A 20,274-nucleotide genomic window follows, 5' to 3' on the forward strand; every position below is an offset into this window, starting at 1 on the left:
TTTAAGCAGTTACATCAACCTACATAAAAAGGAATTGAAAAAATGAATAAGCCCTATCATTTCGTAAAGCATTCTGTACAAGTATTTATGCTGTTCACACTTCTTGTTTTTACCTTGATAGGTGGAGTTCTGTTACCCTATGCCGGTAAGACGGATGCTGCACCGAAACAGAATGCGTCCTTTTCACCGGCAGAGGTAGATCAGTTTATGCAGCAGACGATGAGAAAATTGCATATCCCCGGAGCATCGATAGCCATCGTTCATGGCAAGAAAATGATATATGCCAAAGGATATGGCAAAGCTGATCGTGCAGGCAAGCCGGTTACACCAACTACTTCTTTTGTAATAGGCTCCATGAGTAAGACAGTTACGGCTGCAGCCATTATGCAACTGGCCGAGCAAAAAAAGATCAGGCTGGATGATCCAGTACAGCAGTACCTACCCTGGTTCCGTCTGGCAGATGAACAGGCTTTACAGCAAATAACGATCGCTGATCTTCTGCATCAGACGAGCGGATTGCCACAAGTGGATGGAATCAAGGCAATAACCCAGGGATCAGGGTCGTTGGAGCAGCATATTCGAAGTCTCCAAAATGTCAGTCCTCAATCTACACCAGGTCATACATTTGAGTATTCCAATCTGAACTATAATATTCTCGGCGGTATCGTGGAAGCCATATCCGGGCAAACGTATGAAGACTATATCAGCAGTCATATCTTCCAGCCGCTTAATATGTCGCACAGCTATGCATCCCGGCAGCAGGCACAGCTTGCAGGAGAAGAATATCAGGGATACCAGCCTATTCTGGGCTGGATGCTGCCGACTGCGCAGCTGGAGCATAGCGGCACAGTGCCTTCCGGCTATCTGATGTCCAGTGCAGAGGATATGGCCCATTTTCTGATAGCCCAGATGAACAAAGGACAGTTCGGCAGCAATCGGCTGTTGTCCCCGGCAAGTATAGCAGCTATGCATGCACCTGCTTCAGATATGGGCGAAGGGGCTCACTATGCTATGGGATGGGTAGTGGAAAGCAGTACGATTTCTCATAATGGCTCTACGGAAAATAGTTATTCCAAAATGATGATCGATGGAGAATACGGAATCGTTGTACTGACCAATTCACTGGACTACCTGGATTCAGCATCCTATGAAGGTATTCTGACCGGTATTCAGCAGATTATTCATCATGAATCTCCTGAACCGGTAGGCAGAAGTGCGGGGACTTCTGCCATATACATGATTATTAATCTGCTGAGCGTAGTGTTGGTATTGCTATTGATCTGGAGGCTGGTGCGGCTGTTCCAAAAAGGATTACGTCCATCTGCAAGCAGAGGATATTCTATCCTGCGCATCATTCTGATTATACTGCTTCAGATTGCACTGCCTGCCTTATTGATCTGGTATGCCGGGATAGCATTGGTATCCTGGCCAGTGATTCTGCTGTTCCTGCCTGGCATGGGACATGCTTTTCTGGCAGGTCTGGTTCTCTGGATACTCCTTGGCATACTGAAGTTGATATGGCTGGCTCGACATAAAGGTCATTCCCGAAGCATCAGACGTTCCTATCCGTAACGAAACCGCCTTTTGTCTCCATGTGAAAATGCGACTATAATGGTACCATACGTGCATTATCCAAATACCAGCCGATCATGAATGGAGATAAATCTATGTACAGCAACCTGCAAGAGTGCCTGATGGATCTGGAACGCAATGGTCATCTGATCCGAATCAAGGAAGAAGTGGACCCTCATCTGGAGATGGCTGCGATTCATCTGAAAGTATACGAAGCCGGCGGTCCGGCATTATTATTTGAAAATGTAAAAGGAACTCGATTTCGTGCAGCATCCAATATATTCGGTACAATGGAGCGCAGCCGGTTTATTTTCCGCAGTACGTGGGCATCTACCGAGAATATTATCGCCCTGCGCAGTGATCCGATGAAGGCGCTGAAAAATCCTTTTGGTAATATGAAAAATGGACTTGCTGCCTTTAAAGCACTGCCTTCCAAAAAAGCAAACGGGCTGCCGGTAACGGCGCAGGAAATCCAGATCAGCGATCTTCCGCTAATCCAGCATTGGCCGATGGATGGCGGAGCTTTTGTGACGTTGCCTCAGGTATACAGCGAAGATCCGGACAAGCCGGGCATTATGAATTCCAATCTGGGGATGTACCGTATCCAGCTAAACGGCAATGACTATGAACTGAATCGGGAAATTGGCCTGCATTACCAGATTCATCGCGGTATCGGAGTCCATCAGTCCAAAGCTAACAAACTGGGACAACCACTCAAAGTAAGTATTTTTATCGGCGGTCCTCCGGCACATACATTATCTGCTGTCATGCCGCTGCCCGAAGGGCTGAGCGAGATGACTTTTGCCGGACTGCTCGCCGGTCGCCGTTTCAATTACAGCTATATTGACGGGTATTGTGTCAGCAATGACGCCGATTTTGTAATTACCGGCGAGATTTATCCGGATGCTACCAAGCCGGAAGGTCCATTTGGTGACCATCTGGGCTATTACAGTCTGGCTCATCCTTTTCCAGTAATGAAAGTACACAAAGTATTTGCCCGTCATGATGCAATCTGGCCGTTTACCGTTGTGGGGCGTCCGCCGCAGGAAGATACCGTATTCGGTGAATTGATTCACGAACTGACCGGCGATGCCGTCAAACAGGAGATTCCGGGAGTCAAGGAAGTGCATGCCGTCGATGCCGCTGGTGTGCATCCGCTGCTGTTTGCGATCGGCAGCGAGCGCTATACTCCGTATCAAAAGGTCAAGCAGCCGGCTGAGATTCTGACAATTGCCAACCGGATTCTGGGCACCGGCCAGGTGAGTCTGGCCAAGTATCTATTTATTACAGCAGAGGATCAGATTCCGCTGGATACGCATCGGGAAGCAGACTTTATCGGGTATATTCTGGAGCGGATGGATCTGCACCGGGATATTCATTTCCAGACCAATACGACAATTGATACCCTGGATTATTCAGGGACAGGACTCAATACCGGCAGTAAAGTTATCTTTGCCGCTTATGGGGACAAACGGCGTGATCTGTGCCGCGAAGTGCCGGAAGAGCTTCAGCATCTGCGTACACTGTTCAATCCGCGTCTTGTTATGCCGGGTGTAATTGCGGTACAAAGTATGCCGTTCACCGATTATGCGGCTGCCCGCCAGGAACTGGCTGATATTTGTGCGAGTCTGGAAGCCAGAGGAACACTCGCCTCTGTACCCATGATTATTTTGTGTGATGATAGCACAATGGTAAGCGAGACACTCAGCAATTTCCTGTGGGTGACCTTTACCCGCAGTAATCCGTCCCACGATATTTATGGAACAAACAGCTTCTATGAGAACAAGCACTGGGGCTGCGACAATATGATTATTGATGCACGGGTCAAGCCGCATCAGGCCCCACCGCTTGTACCGGATCCGGCTGTCGAGCAGAAGATCGAGCGACTGTTTGCCAGTGGAGGCAGTCTGAGCGAGATCAAACTGAAATAATCTGCCTGCACGATCCAGACAGGGAGTCATAGCCGGAATGAGGACAAGAATGCATTGTGGAAAATGAACGATATCCAGCAATCGCCAAGACATGGATATCCGTGATAGGAAAAAGAACAGCTGCCGTGTTGTGTAGCTGTTCTTTTTTGTACTCTATTCTGTATCTGTATCAGCAGCCGCAGCAAGCATGATCCAATGCCAGCCAGATTAAACCTGTACCAATTACGGAAAGAAGCCACCCCACATGTACACAGAATCCATTTTACCGATCACCTTACGAGCAGCATAGCGTGAATAGCTAGATCAGCATCATGACGATACCGCTTATTGCTGGATCGCTGTCAGTATCAAGGCTGTGGATGGCGTGCTCCTTTACCTGGATGCGGTGGAAGAAGCACTATGCTTCGGCTGCGCCCAGAGAGACAGCAGCAAAAAAGAAGATTTCAATTAACTCAAGCTCGCAATGTCTTTAAAATCGGCACCTTGATCCAGTGGAGACGATAGCTCATGACAACGTAATATCTGCTCACCCTGTAACTCAAAAATCGCTATCAGCTCTACCTGACCACGTTTGCCACCCTTCTTCACTACATCAACAATGTAGCGGAGGGTAGCTGTTTGTATAGGCTCGTCATAGGTATAATGCGTAAACGGTGAAATCTTAATCGACTGTACCTCTTGACGTAGCATACGAACATGATGCTTGAATTCATCCAGATTACTACGTACGCCATCGGTAACCTGTACATATTCAGGGACAAAATACTGTTCAATACATGTGTCATCCATACCAATAACTACATCGCGATACATTTTATTTAAAAATGTCAGTGCTTCGGATTTGCTTAATTGCTTGTTCATTGTGTGATCCTCCATTGATATAAAAGATATTATTCTTGCGCTTTATTCGCCATGTTCGGGTGCAAGCAGGTGAAGCAGCAGATATCAACGCTATCGAAGCATTACAATTAAAGTCATTATATATACGACGCCCACGCATGCAAAAATCGGATAATCGTCGTCAATTCGGACTCATCAAACTGACTGAACAGCTGCTCGTATTGCTCCAACAAACGATTATGCAGCCGCTCATGAATTGTAGCGAGCTGCTCACCTGCTGGTGTAAGGGTGTAATAGACCTCTTTCAGATTGTCAGGTCTTCGTACTTCTCGAATCAGCTCATGCTTGAGCAGAATCGCTGTCGCCTTGGTAACAGCTGGTCGTGAAATACGTAATTGCTCAGCCAGATACATATTATTGACCTGACCCTGTGTCTGCAAAATCGATAGTAAATGTAGCTGGGTAATTGTCCATCTGTGAGAGGACACTTCCATTTCTGTTGCCATTTGTTCGGCCAGCTGCTGTTGCCGCTGCACATTTTGCTCACGCTTGAGTAATAGCTGCTCCACTGCTTGAAATGCTTGCTTTTGCATAGTATTCATCAAGATATCCTCCTAATAATTAACCGGTTAATAATTTTAGTTTACCAGTTAACTATTAGTCTGTCAATCGTGTTAATTATATTCATTTGTCGTTCCTGCCAGCGCGTTAACTATATAAATGAAACAAACCAGCTTGCTTATCCACATGATCAGACCATGGATGGATAGGCAAGCTGGCTTGTTATTGTTCAGGATAGCTATGCGGCTTGATCATGATCTGCTAGCTACTTATCTACAGATATCCATTCATATAAATAGGGTCACTTTATGTCCTATTGATATTCTCTAGCCCAACCTCCAGCTGGTTGGACAGAAAAAGACTAATAACACTATTCCTGTCTGCCGACAAATAAATTATGGCCTGTAGTTGTAACCTTATGTCAGAATAGCAGTATATATAAACAGATATTTAATCGTATACATAACCCCGGAAATCATATAGCGGGTCCAATATTCAATACAGGGAGTGTCATGATGGAGCAGTTGTTGAAGCAAGTAACAGAGCATTTTCTAAAACAGATTATTATCGAAAGTATTCATCCTATGGAACCTATTCAGGTGCGCTATTATCCCAAGCCGTGGGTGCTGCTCGGTGCAGGCAATTATGCAGCTGTTTTTTATCATCCGGATTACGCGGATTATGCAGTCAAGGTCTATGCATACGGCAAACAGGGACTTCAGGAAGAAGCGGAGGTGTACCGACTGCTTGGTACTCATCCGGCCTATTCCCGCTGTTATTATGCAGGCGATAACTTTCTGATTCTGCAAAAGCTGCAAGGCACAACATTATATGAGTGTATGAAAAAAGGTATCCGCATTCCGCCGCAGGCGATCAGGGATATCGATCTTGCGCTGGATTATGCGGTCTCCCGCAACCTGCGTCCCCATGATGTGCATGGTAAAAATGTTATGATCGCCAATGGACGCGGATTGATCGTGGACATCTCCGATTTCTCCAAGCAGGAAGATTGCCGGATGTGGTCGGATTTTAAAAAGGCCTATTACAAATTCTACTGGCCGATCGCTTCACGTTTTGTGTTTCCTTTGCCCGGATTTGTACTGGAGGGAGTACGCAAAGGATACCAGATCTATCGTCGATACAAAAACAGAACTGCAGCCGCAGCACTTCGTTCCTGATTTCTGCCGATTGTCGGGTCTTATGATTATCGAGACATATGTCCTAACGACGAAATGCCAAGTTATCGGTATAATGAGCAAGGACCCAATCAAGGAGGAACAGAAGATGAAAGGTTTGTTATTTTCCATTCTGGCCGGTGTGTTTCTTGCTCTGCAGAGCGTAGTGAATTCGCGGGTAGGACAGGATATCGGAACGTGGAAAGCGGTTATGATCAATCAGCTGGGTGGATTTATTCTGGCCGGGCTGATTCTTGTATGTATGCGTGGCGGGAACTGGCGCGGATTTCGCGAGGTCAAGCCGCTTTATTTGCTGGGAGGCGCTTTTGCCGCGATTATCGTATTCAGCAATATTACGGCGATCCATTTGGTCGGCGCGACGCTTACGGTCTCGGCTGTCCTGATTTCGCAGCTGTGTCTGACATTTGCTATTGATTCCAGAGGCTGGTTCGATACGGTCAGGAAGTCTATGCATTTGCCCCAGTTTATCGGGATCGGCATAATGATTGCGGGAGTTATTATACTGCGTCTCAGCTGAGCAGCCGGAATAGTATGAAAATGGTACACAGAAAAAGCAGAGCCTGCAAACAAGGCTCTGCTTTTTTATTTGGTTCCCATCCGCATTCATAGTAGCAACTGCACATCTGTCTCACGCTTTACTTTTGAGAAATGATTTCTCGTGAAAAGAAGTAATCTGCCTAAACAGGGATTGTCCATCATCATGGATGACCAGTCCTGGTGCAATGGGCAGTACCAGCGCACGGTATGTCTCCGGAATCCAGATATAATGATGCACATAATCCGTAGCGATAAAGCCGCATTTCTCCCAGAATACAATCCGTTCCCGGTTCTCGGCAGTGTCTTCCGCCTCTGCTTCAATAATAATCGCATGGATATGGTGCTGCTCTATGGCCCAGTCACGCAACAGGCCAAAGAACACTTTGCCTTCGCCCCGACCACGCCGATCATGACGAATCGCCATATAATCAATAATCAGATTCTGCGCTTCGGCCGGGCCGCTCAATCCGGTTACTGCCATAGCGACCAGTTCACCTTCATCCCAGCCTGCATGCAGAAAAGCAATTCCGCGATCCAGCATGGCTTTGAGAATTTTCTCCGGCTTGGCGCCATGCACAAAAGCTTCGGTATAAATGGGACGTATCTGATCCCAGAGTTCCTGGTCCCAGGCATGATATGTGGTTAGTGTTAATGTCATTGCTATTAGCCTCCAATAATTTTGCGAATCAGGTTCATAAGAATGATAGGCCGCTATCAATACATAAGGCAGACTGACTGTATCGCTGTTTGTAGCTGTCTGTATATGATATTCCTTACCACGCTGTTCTACAAATCTAACGTCTTGGTGATGATAATGAAGGACATATGTCCTAATCATTGTATCTGTTATATTCGGTATAATAGTCAGGAGAGTACGCGGCCATATATTAATATCTGTTATGAAAGGAGGATCAGGATGCAGGAGAATCAGAATCGGCAGCAGCTGGCCGATTATTTGGAGCAATTCGATATTCAGGATGTATTTCATGAACCTCTGCTGCCGCATGTATCTCTGTATCTGTTTGAACCGGGTGAGGAGATTTGCCGACAGGGAGGACAATCCGAGATGCTCTATGTACTGGTCAAAGGAATGACCAAAACCTCCACTACTTCACCGGAAGGACGGACGCTGGTGCTTTCTTTTAAAACACCGCCCGAGATGATCGGAGACATTGAATATATCGAGAAAATCGAAAATATGAATACCGTAGAGGCAGTTACACAGGTAGAAGCGCTGGGTATCCCGTATCAATGGCTGTATCGATACGGACAGGATCATCCGCCGCTACTGCAGTTTCTGCTGAAGATTATTACTTCCAAGTTCAGGATCAAGTCCGATTCAATGAGCTTCAATCTGATGCATCCGGTCGAGACCCGGCTTGCAAGTTATCTATTATCTGTAACTACCGAACAGAATCCGGTGCTGATAACCGGTCATCCGGCTGATTATAACCTGACGGATATCGCTAATCTGATCGGTACCAGCTATCGGCATCTGAACCGGGTGATTGGGCAGTTCTGTACAGAAGGATGGATCGTTCGCAAAAGAGGCAGCATTGCCATCCTGAATCGTCCCGCGCTCTACCAACTGGCGGGTGCTGCCGTGTTCTAGATAGCGGTTGATCAATCTGAATGCCAAATGTGCCAGATTAGGTGGATATTCTATTGTAAACGATCCTTGTCTACATTTACATCTACAGTTATATTTGATTCGGCGTCATGCTTCATATCACATCATAAAGGAGAATCCCAATGACTACCATTATCGATAAAATTGCCTGGATACATATACAGGATCAGCGCATTCTGTGCGCACGCTCCAAAGGAAAAGCACTATATTATATCCCCGGCGGTAAAAGGGAAACAGGCGAGAGTGATGAAGAAACGCTCATTCGTGAAGTAGAGGAGGAGTTGTCTGTACGTATTCATCCGGCATCGGTATCTTCCTTTGGCGTATTCGAAGCGGCAGCAGACAGCAAAAGCGCAGATACCGTTGTGCGCATGTCCTGTTATACAGGAGAATACGAAGGAACGATTCAGCCAGCGAGCGAGATCGAGACCACAGCATGGCTGGGATACAAGGATATTGAACAGGTATCGGCAGCTACCCGTTTAATTATGGAAGATTTGCATAAGCGGGGCCTGATCGTATAACGTAGCGTTTTGACTGGTCTTTGTTGACTATAAAAGAAAAAATCCCCTCTGCACGTTCCGTTTCTGCTTTTGCCCAACCGGCAAATGTAGGGACATGAGACGCAGTAGAGGGGATTTTGGTATTTATAGCAGATCCAGGATCATTTCAGAAAAGCATACAGAGCCTGATACGTCTCTTCGGGAGCTTCCTCTGGCAGATAATGACCACTGTTAATGCTCTGTCCCTGCACATTCTCTGCCCAATCCTGCCAGATTCCTAGTACATCGTACCAACCGGGCAGATTGCCCTTTTCTCCCCAGAGGGCCAGTACAGGACACTGAATTTTACGCTGACCCATGTCTGCTGCGTCGATCTCGCAATCTATGGTTGCTCCGGCACGGTAGTCTTCGCACATCGCATGAATGGTCTCCGGTTGGTAGATATGATGCAGATAATCCGCCAGTGCTTCTGGATGGAACAGATCATGATTACCGTGAAAATAGTAATTCTCCGGGTTGGCTCCGATCAGTCTTTCCGGTAGATCATGCGGCTGAGAGAGGAAAAACCAGTGCCAGTATCCCATCGCAAAATCCTTGTCCGTTCGGCGATAAGCCTCCAGGGTAGGGATAATATCGAGCACCGCCAGCTTGCGAACAGCCTGCGGATGATCCAGAGCGAGTCGGTATGCGCAGCGCCCTCCGCGATCATGACCGACAACAGCAAATTGCTCGTAACCGAGCTGCTTCATAATCTCGATCTGATCCTGCGCCATGGCTCTTTTGGAATACGGATAATGTTGGTCGTCAGTAGGAGGTTTGGAGCTATCTCCATAACCGCGCAGATCCGGCATAATCACTGTAAAATCCCGGGCGAGCAGGGGAGCGACCGCATGCCACATCATATGCGTCTGGGGATGTCCATGCAGCAGGAGCAGCGGCGGACCATCGCCTCCATAACGCACGCGGGTACTCATTTCACTGGTATGAATGGTGGTCTGTTGGAATCCATCGAATAACATCGTCATCTCTCCTCGAAATCAAATAGTATAGCTGCCCTATGCAGGCTTCAACATAGTAGCTGATCCAAAAGGTCAATGATATCTTTTAACCAAATAGGGACAGTGATCCTAATATCAGCAATATTCTCTGAATAAAAAGATTGACACTCGCAATCATCGAGTATATTATAGACCCATAAAGTCTATGATTAACGTTGTTCTTTCGTGAGTTATTATTCTTTCATGATAAGTTGGCAATTTGTGATGATATACCGGCATATGGTAGTGCAAAGTCTGTATGGGAATCAAAGCTGTAACCTGTAGAGCAGATTGCGCTTTGGTTAAATAAGAGCTATCATGGATGAATAAAGTCTGTAATAAAGGTGGACGATTCTCTATGAAATTCTCCAAAGCAACCGATTATGCACTGCATGCTATGCTCTATCTGGCAGCAGTCACTCCTGCAAGACTCGTTGGCGTACAGACATTGGCTGATAAGCTGAATGTCTCACCGACCTATTTATCCAAAATTCTGACCAAGCTGGTCAAAGCCAATATGATTGAATCTTCTTCGGGAGCCCATGGAGGATACCGACTCAAGCGGAATTGGGAAGAGTTTTCTTTTCTTAATGTGATTCATGCCATCGAAGGAACCTCTTCCTTTTTCGAATGCGGGCTGGATCATGGGCCGGAATGTCTGGTACAACAGGTTATGATTCAGGCCGAGAACGAAATGGAGACCTATCTGCAAAACCAGAAGCTGTCATCACTCGCTGCCAAAATGCCGTCGGTTCATTAGAACCGCAGCATTTTATACGCTAATCATAGATATTAAGAGTCTTTTATATCTATTTAAAAGGAGGAATAAGCATGATCTACGATTGTGCCATTATCGGCGGAGGACCGGCAGGACTCAATGCTGCACTTGTTCTGGGAAGAGCGAGGCGAACTGTAGCTTTATTCGATAATAATCAGCCGCGTAATGCAGTAACCCATGCTTCTCACGGATTTCTGACACAGGATGGAGTAACGCCAGCTGAATTCCGCCGAATCGCATATGAGGAAGTGCTGCGCTATCCATCGGTAGAGCATCATGGCAGGAAGGTATCTTCGGTACGCCGTACTGCAGAAGGATTCGAGATTACAGCGAATACCGGCGAACCTGTCCATGCCCGCAAAATACTGGTTACAACCGGTCTCCAAGAAATCCTTCCCGATATTACCGGTGTAACCGAAATGTATGGCAGCAGTCTGTTTAACTGCCCTTACTGCGATGGATGGGAGCTGCGCGATCAGCCGCTGATTGTAGTGTCTGATCATGAGAGAATCTATCATCTGGCCAAACTGCTATACGGATGGAGCCAGGATCTGGTGATCTGCACGCATGGCAGTTCTACACTGACCGATGAACAGAAGCAGCAGCTGACTTCCCGCGGCATCATCGTCACAGAGCAGAAGGTTGTAGCTTTTCACGGTCAAAATGGCAAGCTGGAGCAGGTAGAATTCGCAGATGGATCGCGGATCAGTCGAACCGGCGGTTTTATTACTCCGGCCTGGGTTCCGCAAGCTGGATTCTGTGAAGAACTGAATTATGAGAAGAGCGAGCTGGGAGGCATTCAGACGAATGAGACAGGGAGAAGCAGTATTCCCGGCTTGTTCGCAGCAGGTGAAGCTGCATCCGGCGGCTCTTCACAGCTGATTATGTCAGCGGCTGCTGGCAGCCTGATCGCGGTGCATATCAATATGGAATTGACGGAAGAGACATTCGGCTCATGAGTACCAGTATGGAATACAAAGGAGAACACTATGAATCATTCCCTGTTTGACCCCGAAGAATGGAAAAAAGCCTGGATCAATGATCCTGAAGCAGGAGTTAATCGTATGCTGCGATCCGGTATTGAGCCGGTCAGTGCTTTTGACGAAGCCGCGAGAGCACACAATTTTCATCAGAAAGCTTTTAGTGAAGAAGGACGACGCCGGTCCAAGCGCATCATGGACTGGATTGAGGCGCAGGGAGTATCTTTCGCCAATGCGTCGATTCTGGATATTGGTGCGGCATCCGGTGTGTTCAGTATTCCTTTTGCAGAACAGGGGGCTTTTGTTACGGCGGTAGAGCCTTCCGTACATCTGGCAGGCTTGCTGCGCGAAAGTATTCCAGCTAACCTCACAAATCATGTCGAGATTGTCCAGCAGCCTTTTGAAGATGTTGATGTGCAGCAGCAAGGCTGGGAAGGCAAGTATGATCTGGTCTTTGCATCCATGTGCCCGGCAATATTCGGTTGGGACAGGGTAGAACAAGCGATCCGCGCGGCCAGTCAGTTCTGTTATATCAGCACCATAGCCGGTCCCCGGGAACTCAGCATCATCGATGAACTGCGCCCGGTTCTGGGCATAGCCGATGAGACCGTACATGGATCGGATATGGCTTATATTATCCAGCTGCTGAGTATATACGGCTATTCTTTTCAGGCACTGGTTACTCACGAGAATGAAACGATCCGGATGTCTGTGGAGCACATGATCAGCAATCTGCGCGGCTGGCTGTTATTCGCCGGTCTGCCTGCCGATCCGGATGCACTCCGGGAAGCTGAACAGTATGTACGAGCCACTTATACCGAACCGATCGCAGAGATACAGCAGGGCGGACGCTTTGGCAAAGTATTGATTCGTCTGCGTGATCAGAAGATGCACTGAATAGGAGCAGGTAGACTGCAATATTGGAGCATTGGATATACAGGGTTAGATGTACCATGCTGAATAGACAATGCTATATCTACTAAAAGGCTGCCGTTCTGTATAAACGGCAGCTTTTGGCATATTCTATCGTAGACGTGTCCTGTACACACCGCAGCATACTTCAACAATATTACAATCATGCAGCTGATTGTAATTAGCTGTACCGTCTGGTTACCAACCAAACGATAAAAGCACTGATACTGAAAACGGCACCGAGTACACATACCCCAGTCCATCCGTAATGGTCATACATCTGGGTGGAAGCAAGAGAACCTGTCGCACTGCCAATCGAATAAAAAATCATATATGCGCCTGTCAGCCGGCTACCTGCATCCGGATGAGCCGTAAGTATCATCGTCTGGTTGGTAACATGCACTGCCTGAACAGCCAGATCCAGCAAGATGATACCTGTCAGCAGGGCAAGCAGAGTATGATCGATCCAGGAAATGAATATCCAGGATAGAATCAGCAAGAGAAGCGCAATAGCTGTCGTGCGCTGCCCATAGCCGCGGTCTGCCTGCTTGCCTGCACGAGCAGCAGCAAGTGCGCCCGCGATACCGGCAATACCCAATGCACCAATTCCAGTATGGCTCAGATTATGCGGCGGCTGACTCAGTGGTAGCACCAGAGCTGTCCATAACGTACTAAACGCACCGAACACCAGCAGAGCCAGCAGACCTCTTACCCGCAGCAGTGTACTTGTTCTGTATAACTGCAGAGTGGACAGAAGAAGATGTCCATAGGAAACAGTAGAGGAAGGCGTCTGTATAGTCGGGAAAATACGGTATAGCAATCCGGTGATCACAGCCAGCAGCACTGCAGACACAAGATAGACAGAACGCCAGCCAGCGAGATCTGTCATTATGCCGGCAAAGGTACGCGCCAGCAAAATACCGATCACAATACCGCTGGTTACCAGACCAACATTGCGTCCACGCTCTGCAGAATCCGATAGATGGGCTGCAGCGGCAACGAGTGTCTGGGCGACAACAGCGAGCATTCCAACAGCTCCCAATCCGGCAAACAGCATCCATTCACTTTGAGCGAGACCGACGATCAACAAACTAACTACAGATAAAGACATCTGAACAATGATAAGCCCTCGCCGATTGATCCGGTCGCCAAGTGGTACAAGAAAGAATAATCCTAGTGCGTAACAGATTTGGGTGATGGTGATAACCATACCAAGCAGGGAAGCAGGTATGCCAAATTGAAGCGAAAACGCATCAAGCAGTGGGTGGGCATAATAGATACTGGCTACCGATACACCGCAGGCTACAGCAAACAGCAATACGGTTTGTCGTGATAACCCCGCACTGCGAATAGAAAAGGAATCGGATGGTATTAGCTCCTCATCAATATTGTCAGCATTGGACGATGGAACATTATGTAACGTTTGGTTCGTGGAACAGTTGATTGGCAGATCAGATTTCATAGTACACCCCTTTATAATTATTTACCGATTGGTACATAATATAGCGAGAATGATAGTTGGTTTGAATCTGTATGTCAATAGCTTTATAGATCTTCTTTTACTTTCCAATAAGCCAAATTCCTTATTATACAAACAATACTATTGGAGTGAGAATATTCATGAACGTTTGTTTATTGACGGGATAAAGGGAATAAGTTATCCTTTTATTGAATAACGATCGGTACATAAAATAAAAGGGAATGTGATTATATGGCCAGACCGCGTGAGTTTGATAAGGAAGCTGCACTGGATAATGCGATGCAGCTTTTTTGGGATAAAGGATACGAAGCTGCTTCCATGAATGAACTGGCAGAAATAATGGGAATTCAAAAACCTAGCATCTATGCGGCCTTTGGAGATAAGAAGTCATTGTTTGAGTCTGCACTGCGCCGCTATAATCAGCAGCATGCCCAGCTAATCCGTAGCAGATTGCAGCAGCAGAAGAGTGTACGAGCATCATTTCGCTACTTGTTTGAACAGCTTGTACACGATGCGACAGTGAGAGAGCATAGTCGTGGTTGTTTTTGTATCAATACGCTGGTGGAACTGGCTCCGCATGATCCGCGCTTTAAGATATTGACCCGGGAGCATCAAATGTATCTAGTGGCTGTATTTCAGGAATACTTGAATCGGGGAGTTGTATCGGGAGAGCTGGGAGCAGAGATGAATGTGGAAGCCGTCTCCAAAACGTTAATGCTGCATATGATCGGACTGACGGTTATTCTGAAAGGAAAACCGGAAGCTTCCTGGGTAGAGCAGTCTATTGCGGCAATCATGGTCGTTATGGAATAGGCTAGCCATAGAATCGATATATACAGAACAAAGAGCAACCAGCCGGTGATTATCATGTACCGGCTGGTTGCTCTTTGTTTATTTCATGGTATCCAGTGCGATTTTAGCTGCTTTTGCAACGAGTTCGTTATCCGCTTTGGCTTCCTTGTCGGTATGACCGGTCAGCACTGCGATAATAATCGGCGCCCGGCCCGGTGGCCAGACCACCGCAATATCATTGCGCGTACCGTAGGAGGCGCTGCCTGTTTTGTCTCCTACCACCCAGCCTTTGGGTACGGCTGCACGAATCAGGTCATTCCCGGTCGTATTGCCTTTCATCCATTCTGCCAACAGCTGGCGCTTATCCTGACTGAGTACTTTGCCGGTTGTGAACAGACGCAGATCTCTGACCAGCGCTCTCGGCGTGCTGGTATCTCTCGCATCACCGGGGACGGCTGCATTCAGCTCGGGCTCGATTCGTTCCGAGCGGGTTGTACGATCTTCCAGCTGCCGCAGAGTTTGCTGGAAGCCGGCCGGTCCATTCAATTCCTGGAACAGAATGTTACCGGCGGTATTATCACTGTACTGGATAGCTGCTTCGCAGATTTCCCGAAGTGTCATGCCGGTATCCACATGTTTTTCGGTGACCGGGGAGTACTCTACCAGATCATCTGCGGAATAGGTGATTACCCGGTCCAGATCGGCAATGGAGTTCTGCTGCAATACAGCGGCGGCAGCCAGCGCCTTGTATGTAGAAGCAAAAGCAAACCGTTCATTATGACGGTAAGCGACAACCTTGCCTGTGCCCGTATCTATGGCATATACGCCTAGACGTGCCTGATGCTGCTGTTCCAGCGCGCGGAAACGGGATGCAAGCGATGCAGTAGAGTGCTTGGCAGCGATAGAAGGCTGCCCGGTTACAGCAGCAGTGGTTACCATGGCATGACCTGCAGCAGGCAGTGCTGCCGCCTCGGTATAATGGGTTGCCGGAATATCTGATAGTAGTACACCTGTCAGAGTAATTAGTGCCAGAGCGGCATACGCTGTACGGCGAGGTTGTTTGTGAAGACGGGAGATTAATTGTTTTTTCATGATGAAACGCTCCTTTTTGGGTGTGATTATAGATAGAATGTAGAACCCTTCGTAAGCATAAGCATTTTTTTGAAATGGAACAATGAAATGAATCTGACAAAGCTGTCAGGCGCTTCATAGAGCAAAATACATGACAAGTGTCATGGTGTACTACTGACACTTATGACTTCATCCCAACACCTGATGACGATACAATGAAGATATAAGGAAAGTTGCTATGTACATTGCATCTATCTATGGGTCACTACACCCACGAAGGAGAAATGATTATGTCTTCCATCAAACAATTAAAAAAAGAAGTTGCTCCCTTTGAAAAAAATGATTCCAACAAAAGTATTATGCAATTGATTACGACTATACTTCCCTTAATTATACTCTGGTTCGCCGCCTATTGGAGTTTGTCTGTATCCTACTGGTTGACGATTCCGATTACTATTGTGGCTGGGCTGTTCGTTATCCGCACATTCATTATTTTCCATGATTGCTGTCATGGTTCGTTCTTCAAAAATCGTCAGCTGAATAATATTATCGGGACAATTACCGGTGTAATCACGCTGACTCCCTACATGCAGTGGAAGCAAAGTCACTCGATTCATCATGCAACCAGCAGCAACCTGGACAAGCGTGGAACCGGCGATATCTGGACACTTACCGTCAACGAATACGCTGAAGCACCATGGTATACACGTCTGAGCTATCGTCTGTATCGCAATCCGTTCGTACTGTTCGGTATTGGCCCTATCGCAGTATTCCTGATCCAACAGCGTTTTAACCGTCGCGGCGCGAAACGTACAGAACGTCTGAATACGTATCTGATCAACATCCTGATCGTGGCCCTGTATACCGGACTGTGCCTGCTGGTAGGCTGGAAAGCTTTTGTCATGATTCAGCTGCCTATCTTCTACATCGCAACGATGCTTGGTATCTGGTTATTCTATGTACAACATACATTTGAAGATTCGTATTTTGAAAAAGAAGACGAGTGGTCTTATGTACAGGCGGCAGTAGAAGGCAGCTCTTACTATCAATTGCCGCTCGTACTGCAATGGTTCACAGGTAATATTGGATTCCACCATGTGCATCATCTGAGCCCTCGTGTACCGAACTATTATCTGGAAGATGCACATAATGCAACGCCGCCGCTGCAAAAAGCGACCACGATTACACTCAAAACCAGCTTCAAATCGATTCGTTTCCGTCTGTGGGATGAGGAAGGCAAGAAATTTATCAGCTTCCGCCAGTTCAAACAGCAGGAAAGACAGAATCAGCGAATCATTAATGAACCGAAACCATCTGCTGCAGTTCAGATGGATTTGAAGTAAAATAGAAGTAGACCGGTGAATCGGGAATATCCTTTTCACCGGAAAACTGCAAGAAAGCAATGGTGATAAGCAAAAGTGACCCGGATGAATAAACTGCAGGAACTCTTTCGCAAAAGTACAGGCGGCATTAACCTGTACATATGGCTGCTGTTTTTTATACTACCGTTCTACTTTATCTACGACAAATTCTCGATCATGGGCTTTGTATTCGGAGTTATCCTGATCCTGGTATTCTTCACCGCCAATCTGCTGTCCCTGATTGTCAAAGGGCGGCAGATTTATGTATGGTTTGGGATACAGATTGCGCTCTCGGTCATTATGGGACTGAACTTCGGTTTTATTTATTTCTCCCTGTTCCTGTCTTTTTTTCTGGGAGCCGTGCATAACAAAGTGGGATTTTTTGTATTATACATTATCAATCTACTCAGTACGCTTGGACTCAGTTATATTAGTCTGGTATCGGATACGACGGAGTTTATCGGACAGTTGCCTCTGGTTATGATCAATGTGATCGCTGTAATTCTTGTTCCGATTCAGGCACACAATAAGACCCGTCAGGATCATTTGCAGGGTCAACTGGAAGATGCCAATCGCAAAATCTCCGAGCTGGTAAAGCTCGAAGAGCGTCAGCGGATTGCCCGTGATCTGCATGACACACTCGGACAAAAATTGTCGCTGATCGGTCTGAAAAGCGAACTGGCCTACAAGCTGATGGAGAGCAAGCCACAGCAAGCTGAACAGGAGATGCTCGATGTACGGCAAACAGCCCGTACTGCTCTCAAGGAAGTGCGTGAGCTGGTTACCCAGATGCGTGGTACTCGTCTTGAAGATGAATTATTCCGGGCACGGCAAATTCTGGAAGTGGCAGATGTCGAGCTTCACTTGTCGCAGAATGATGATCTGCATGATGTATCCCTGATTGCAGAAAATGTACTTGGCATGTGTCTCAAGGAAGCGATCAACAATGTTATCAAGCACAGTGAAGCTACTGTCTGCGACATCATGATTGAGTCCAGCCCGACCGAACTCATACTAACGGTAAAAGATAATGGAGTCGGTATTAACTTGAAGTCCAAGCGTTATTCCGGCAATGGACTAAGAGGGATGAAGGAACGGCTTGAATTTGTGAATGGCAATCTGTCTATTACATCAGCTGAAGGAACAACACTGCAAATTACCGTGCCGAATGCGGTACAACGACAGTTATAAAGAAAGAAGGGCATGGATATGATTAAGATCGTCATTGCTGAAGATCAACGCATGCTGCTCGGCGCACTCGCTTCTCTGCTGGATCTGGAAGATGATATTACTGTCATCGGCAAAGCAACGAATGGGGAAGAGGCCGTTCAGCTGGTACACCGTCTGCAGCCGGATATCTGTATCATGGACATCGAGATGCCTGCCAAAAGCGGTCTCGATGCCGCAGAAGAACTTAAAAACACCAGCAATTGCAAAGTTATTATTCTCACGACCTTTGCCCGAACCGGATATTTTGAACGAGCGCTCAAAGCAGACATACAGGGATATCTGCTCAAGGACAGCCCTATTGAAGAATTGGCTCATACGATTCGCATGGTTATGGCCGGTCGCAAAATCTATGCTTCCGAGCTGATTGACGATGGTTATCATGGCGAGAAAAATCCGCTGACCGAACGGGAAAAAGCCGTACTGGAACTTATTGCAGACGGCAAAAATACCAAAGAAATATCGAACGAACTTTTTATTACAACCGGCACGGTGCGCAATTATGTGTCGATTATTATGGACAAACTTAATGTGAGCAATCGGATCGAAGCAATCAAGCATTTCAAGGAAAAAGGCTGGTTCAAATCACAGTGAATTTCGCTACTGAAATTCACTGTTTTTTTGCGGTAATATAGGATCGGTTTGGCGATGATAGAGTCTTTAGCTGGATAAAGACACTGTGAATTTTTATTTCTCCTATAGCTGGACAGAAAAAAGCTGCAGATACAGGACTCGACCTGATCTGCAGCTTTTTGGTGATCTTCTTTTTGGTAATCCTCTATTTAATAATCATTCTGTGTTTGGCTAATTCATTTTTTCGGGAGCAAGTCTTATTCGACTACCTTGAGAATAATTTTGCCGATATTGCGATTGGCTTCCATATGCTGCTGGGCTTCCATGGCCTGCGCCAGCGGGAATACAGTATCAACAATAGGCTGGATTTCTCCTTTTTCCATATGAGGGAACACATCGCGCATAAAATCAGCGGTCAAGCGGGCTTTATATTCGTCGCTTCTTGGCGTGAGAAGAGTACCGGTGAGCTGAACGCATTTGGACATCAGTGCGAACAGATTGACCTGCTCTACCTGAATGCCGCCCAGAATGCCGATCAATACCCAGCGGCCTTCTTTTTTGATACTAGCGAGGTTTTTGTCCCAGTAATCGGCGCCGACAAAGTCGAGAATCAGATCTACCCCTTGTCCACCTGTCGCCTGAAGCACTTCTTCTTCAAAAGATTGCTGTTTGTAATTGATCAGCACATCCGCACCCAGATCGCGGCAGAAGTCCAGCTTTTCCTGGGAGCCCGCTGTTACGATTACCTGGGCATTACTGAGTTTTTTGGCGAGCTGGATCGCTGCTGTACCGACACCGCTGGCGCCTGCATGGATAAGGACCGATTCGCCTGGCTGTAGACGTCCGATCCAGTACAGCGTCTGGTATGCGGTCAGGAATACTTCCGGTACTGCTACCGCCTGTTCAAATGTATACGTAGAAGGAACCTTTATCGCCCGGTCTGCCGGCATTACCGCATATTCGGCATAACCTCCGCCATTGACCAGACCCATCACCCGATCGCCGGGGCTATATTGCGATTCTCCTTCAACCTTTTCTACTACACCGGCGATCTCGACACCAAGGATCGGATTGGTTGCATAGCCGGACTTGCCTTCACGAGTCACAATATCAGTACGGTTAATTGCTGCGGCATGAACCTTGACCAGCAGCTCACCGGGAGCAGGTACAGGAGCAGGGAGGTCCGTAAGCTTCAGCCCGTTGGCATTTTCCTGTTGTTCGACAATAATGGCTTTCATATCAGTACACTCCTTTATTTTCGCGAAATAGATAGTACAACAATTAATTTTACAC

At 47.0% G+C, this 20,274-nt stretch carries 20 protein-coding genes; 13 read left to right on the forward strand and 7 right to left on the reverse strand.

What is annotated here, in order from left to right:
• The first annotated feature begins 42 nt into the window (after positions 1-42).
• A complete protein-coding gene (locus AR543_RS13890) occupies positions 43-1,572 on the forward strand; it encodes a serine hydrolase domain-containing protein (protein WP_060535081.1) in 1,530 nt (509 codons plus the stop codon).
• Between the two features lie 95 nt (positions 1,573-1,667).
• Positions 1,668-3,503 (forward strand): UbiD family decarboxylase, encoded by a 1,836-nt coding sequence (locus tag AR543_RS13895; RefSeq protein ID WP_060535082.1) that lies wholly within the window; start codon positions 1,668-1,670, stop codon positions 3,501-3,503.
• Positions 3,504-3,950: 447 nt separating this feature from the next.
• Here the strand turns inward: AR543_RS13895 and AR543_RS13900 are convergent, their stop codons facing one another.
• Both AR543_RS13900 and AR543_RS13905 read right to left on the reverse strand, forming a co-directional pair.
• Positions 3,951-4,364, reverse strand: a complete 414-nt coding sequence (locus tag AR543_RS13900) for a hypothetical protein (protein ID WP_060535083.1) — start codon at positions 4,362-4,364, stop codon at positions 3,951-3,953.
• Positions 4,365-4,480: 116 nt separating this feature from the next.
• Positions 4,481-4,945, reverse strand: coding sequence for a MarR family transcriptional regulator (locus AR543_RS13905; RefSeq protein ID WP_060535084.1), 465 nt, complete (start codon positions 4,943-4,945; stop codon positions 4,481-4,483).
• A gap of 486 nt (positions 4,946-5,431) precedes the next feature.
• Between AR543_RS13905 and AR543_RS13910 the strand changes: the two genes are divergently transcribed.
• Both AR543_RS13910 and AR543_RS13915 read left to right on the forward strand, forming a co-directional pair.
• On the forward strand, positions 5,432-6,082 hold the full coding sequence (locus tag AR543_RS13910; RefSeq protein WP_227871750.1) for a serine/threonine protein kinase: 651 nt from the start codon (positions 5,432-5,434) through the stop codon (positions 6,080-6,082).
• 106 nt (positions 6,083-6,188) lie between these two features.
• Positions 6,189-6,617 (forward strand): DMT family transporter, encoded by a 429-nt coding sequence (locus tag AR543_RS13915; RefSeq protein WP_060535086.1) that lies wholly within the window; start codon positions 6,189-6,191, stop codon positions 6,615-6,617.
• Positions 6,618-6,728: 111 nt separating this feature from the next.
• On the opposite strand, the gene AR543_RS13920 is transcribed toward AR543_RS13915, so the two are convergent.
• Entirely contained in the window at positions 6,729-7,295 is a 567-nt protein-coding gene (locus AR543_RS13920; RefSeq protein WP_060535087.1) for a GNAT family N-acetyltransferase, read from the reverse strand.
• Between the two features lie 258 nt (positions 7,296-7,553).
• Between AR543_RS13920 and AR543_RS13925 the strand changes: the two genes are divergently transcribed.
• Complete coding sequence (locus tag AR543_RS13925; RefSeq protein ID WP_060535088.1) at positions 7,554-8,249, forward strand: Crp/Fnr family transcriptional regulator; 696 nt, start codon at positions 7,554-7,556, stop codon at positions 8,247-8,249.
• A gap of 140 nt (positions 8,250-8,389) precedes the next feature.
• On the forward strand, positions 8,390-8,791 hold the full coding sequence (locus tag AR543_RS13930; RefSeq protein ID WP_060535089.1) for an NUDIX hydrolase: 402 nt from the start codon (positions 8,390-8,392) through the stop codon (positions 8,789-8,791).
• A gap of 140 nt (positions 8,792-8,931) precedes the next feature.
• On the opposite strand, the gene AR543_RS13935 is transcribed toward AR543_RS13930, so the two are convergent.
• Complete coding sequence (locus AR543_RS13935; RefSeq protein ID WP_227871751.1) at positions 8,932-9,795, reverse strand: alpha/beta fold hydrolase; 864 nt, start codon at positions 9,793-9,795, stop codon at positions 8,932-8,934.
• 370 nt (positions 9,796-10,165) lie between these two features.
• On the opposite strand from AR543_RS13935, the gene AR543_RS13940 reads away from it, so the two are divergent.
• From AR543_RS13940 to AR543_RS13950, 3 genes are all read left to right on the forward strand, one after another.
• On the forward strand, positions 10,166-10,567 hold the full coding sequence (locus tag AR543_RS13940; RefSeq protein ID WP_060535091.1) for an Rrf2 family transcriptional regulator: 402 nt from the start codon (positions 10,166-10,168) through the stop codon (positions 10,565-10,567).
• Between the two features lie 71 nt (positions 10,568-10,638).
• The gene (locus AR543_RS13945) at positions 10,639-11,544 is read left to right on the forward strand and encodes an NAD(P)/FAD-dependent oxidoreductase (protein WP_060535092.1); all 906 of its coding nucleotides are present in this window, start codon (positions 10,639-10,641) and stop codon (positions 11,542-11,544) included.
• 30 nt (positions 11,545-11,574) lie between these two features.
• Entirely contained in the window at positions 11,575-12,462 is an 888-nt protein-coding gene (locus tag AR543_RS13950; RefSeq protein ID WP_060535093.1) for a class I SAM-dependent methyltransferase, read from the forward strand.
• A 196-nt stretch (positions 12,463-12,658) separates the two neighbouring features.
• On the opposite strand, the gene AR543_RS13955 is transcribed toward AR543_RS13950, so the two are convergent.
• Positions 12,659-13,939, reverse strand: a complete 1,281-nt coding sequence (locus tag AR543_RS13955; protein ID WP_082472233.1) for an MFS transporter — start codon at positions 13,937-13,939, stop codon at positions 12,659-12,661.
• A gap of 249 nt (positions 13,940-14,188) precedes the next feature.
• Here AR543_RS13955 and AR543_RS13960 point away from each other — a divergent pair, with 249 nt between their 5' ends.
• A complete protein-coding gene (locus AR543_RS13960; protein ID WP_060535094.1) occupies positions 14,189-14,770 on the forward strand; it encodes a TetR/AcrR family transcriptional regulator in 582 nt (193 codons plus the stop codon).
• A gap of 78 nt (positions 14,771-14,848) precedes the next feature.
• Here AR543_RS13960 and bla read toward each other — a convergent pair whose 3' ends face one another.
• A complete protein-coding gene (gene bla / locus AR543_RS13965; RefSeq protein ID WP_060535095.1) occupies positions 14,849-15,841 on the reverse strand; it encodes a class A beta-lactamase in 993 nt (330 codons plus the stop codon).
• A gap of 263 nt (positions 15,842-16,104) precedes the next feature.
• Between bla and desA the strand changes: the two genes are divergently transcribed.
• The 3 genes from desA (at position 16,105) to AR543_RS13980 (ending at position 19,002) form a co-directional block, all read left to right on the forward strand.
• Positions 16,105-17,163 (forward strand): Delta(5) desaturase DesA, encoded by a 1,059-nt coding sequence (gene desA / locus AR543_RS13970; protein ID WP_060535096.1) that lies wholly within the window; start codon positions 16,105-16,107, stop codon positions 17,161-17,163.
• 84 nt (positions 17,164-17,247) lie between these two features.
• Positions 17,248-18,372 (forward strand): sensor histidine kinase, encoded by a 1,125-nt coding sequence (locus AR543_RS13975; protein ID WP_060536786.1) that lies wholly within the window; start codon positions 17,248-17,250, stop codon positions 18,370-18,372.
• A gap of 18 nt (positions 18,373-18,390) precedes the next feature.
• Positions 18,391-19,002, forward strand: a complete 612-nt coding sequence (locus AR543_RS13980; protein ID WP_060535097.1) for a response regulator transcription factor — start codon at positions 18,391-18,393, stop codon at positions 19,000-19,002.
• A gap of 236 nt (positions 19,003-19,238) precedes the next feature.
• Here the strand turns inward: AR543_RS13980 and AR543_RS13985 are convergent, their stop codons facing one another.
• A complete protein-coding gene (locus tag AR543_RS13985) occupies positions 19,239-20,219 on the reverse strand; it encodes an NAD(P)H-quinone oxidoreductase (protein WP_060535098.1) in 981 nt (326 codons plus the stop codon).
• Positions 20,220-20,274: the final 55 nt, after the last annotated feature.

This window comes from Paenibacillus bovis (genome assembly GCF_001421015.2).
In the GTDB taxonomy this organism is placed as follows: Bacteria; Bacillota; Bacilli; order Paenibacillales; family Paenibacillaceae; genus Saccharibacillus; species Saccharibacillus bovis.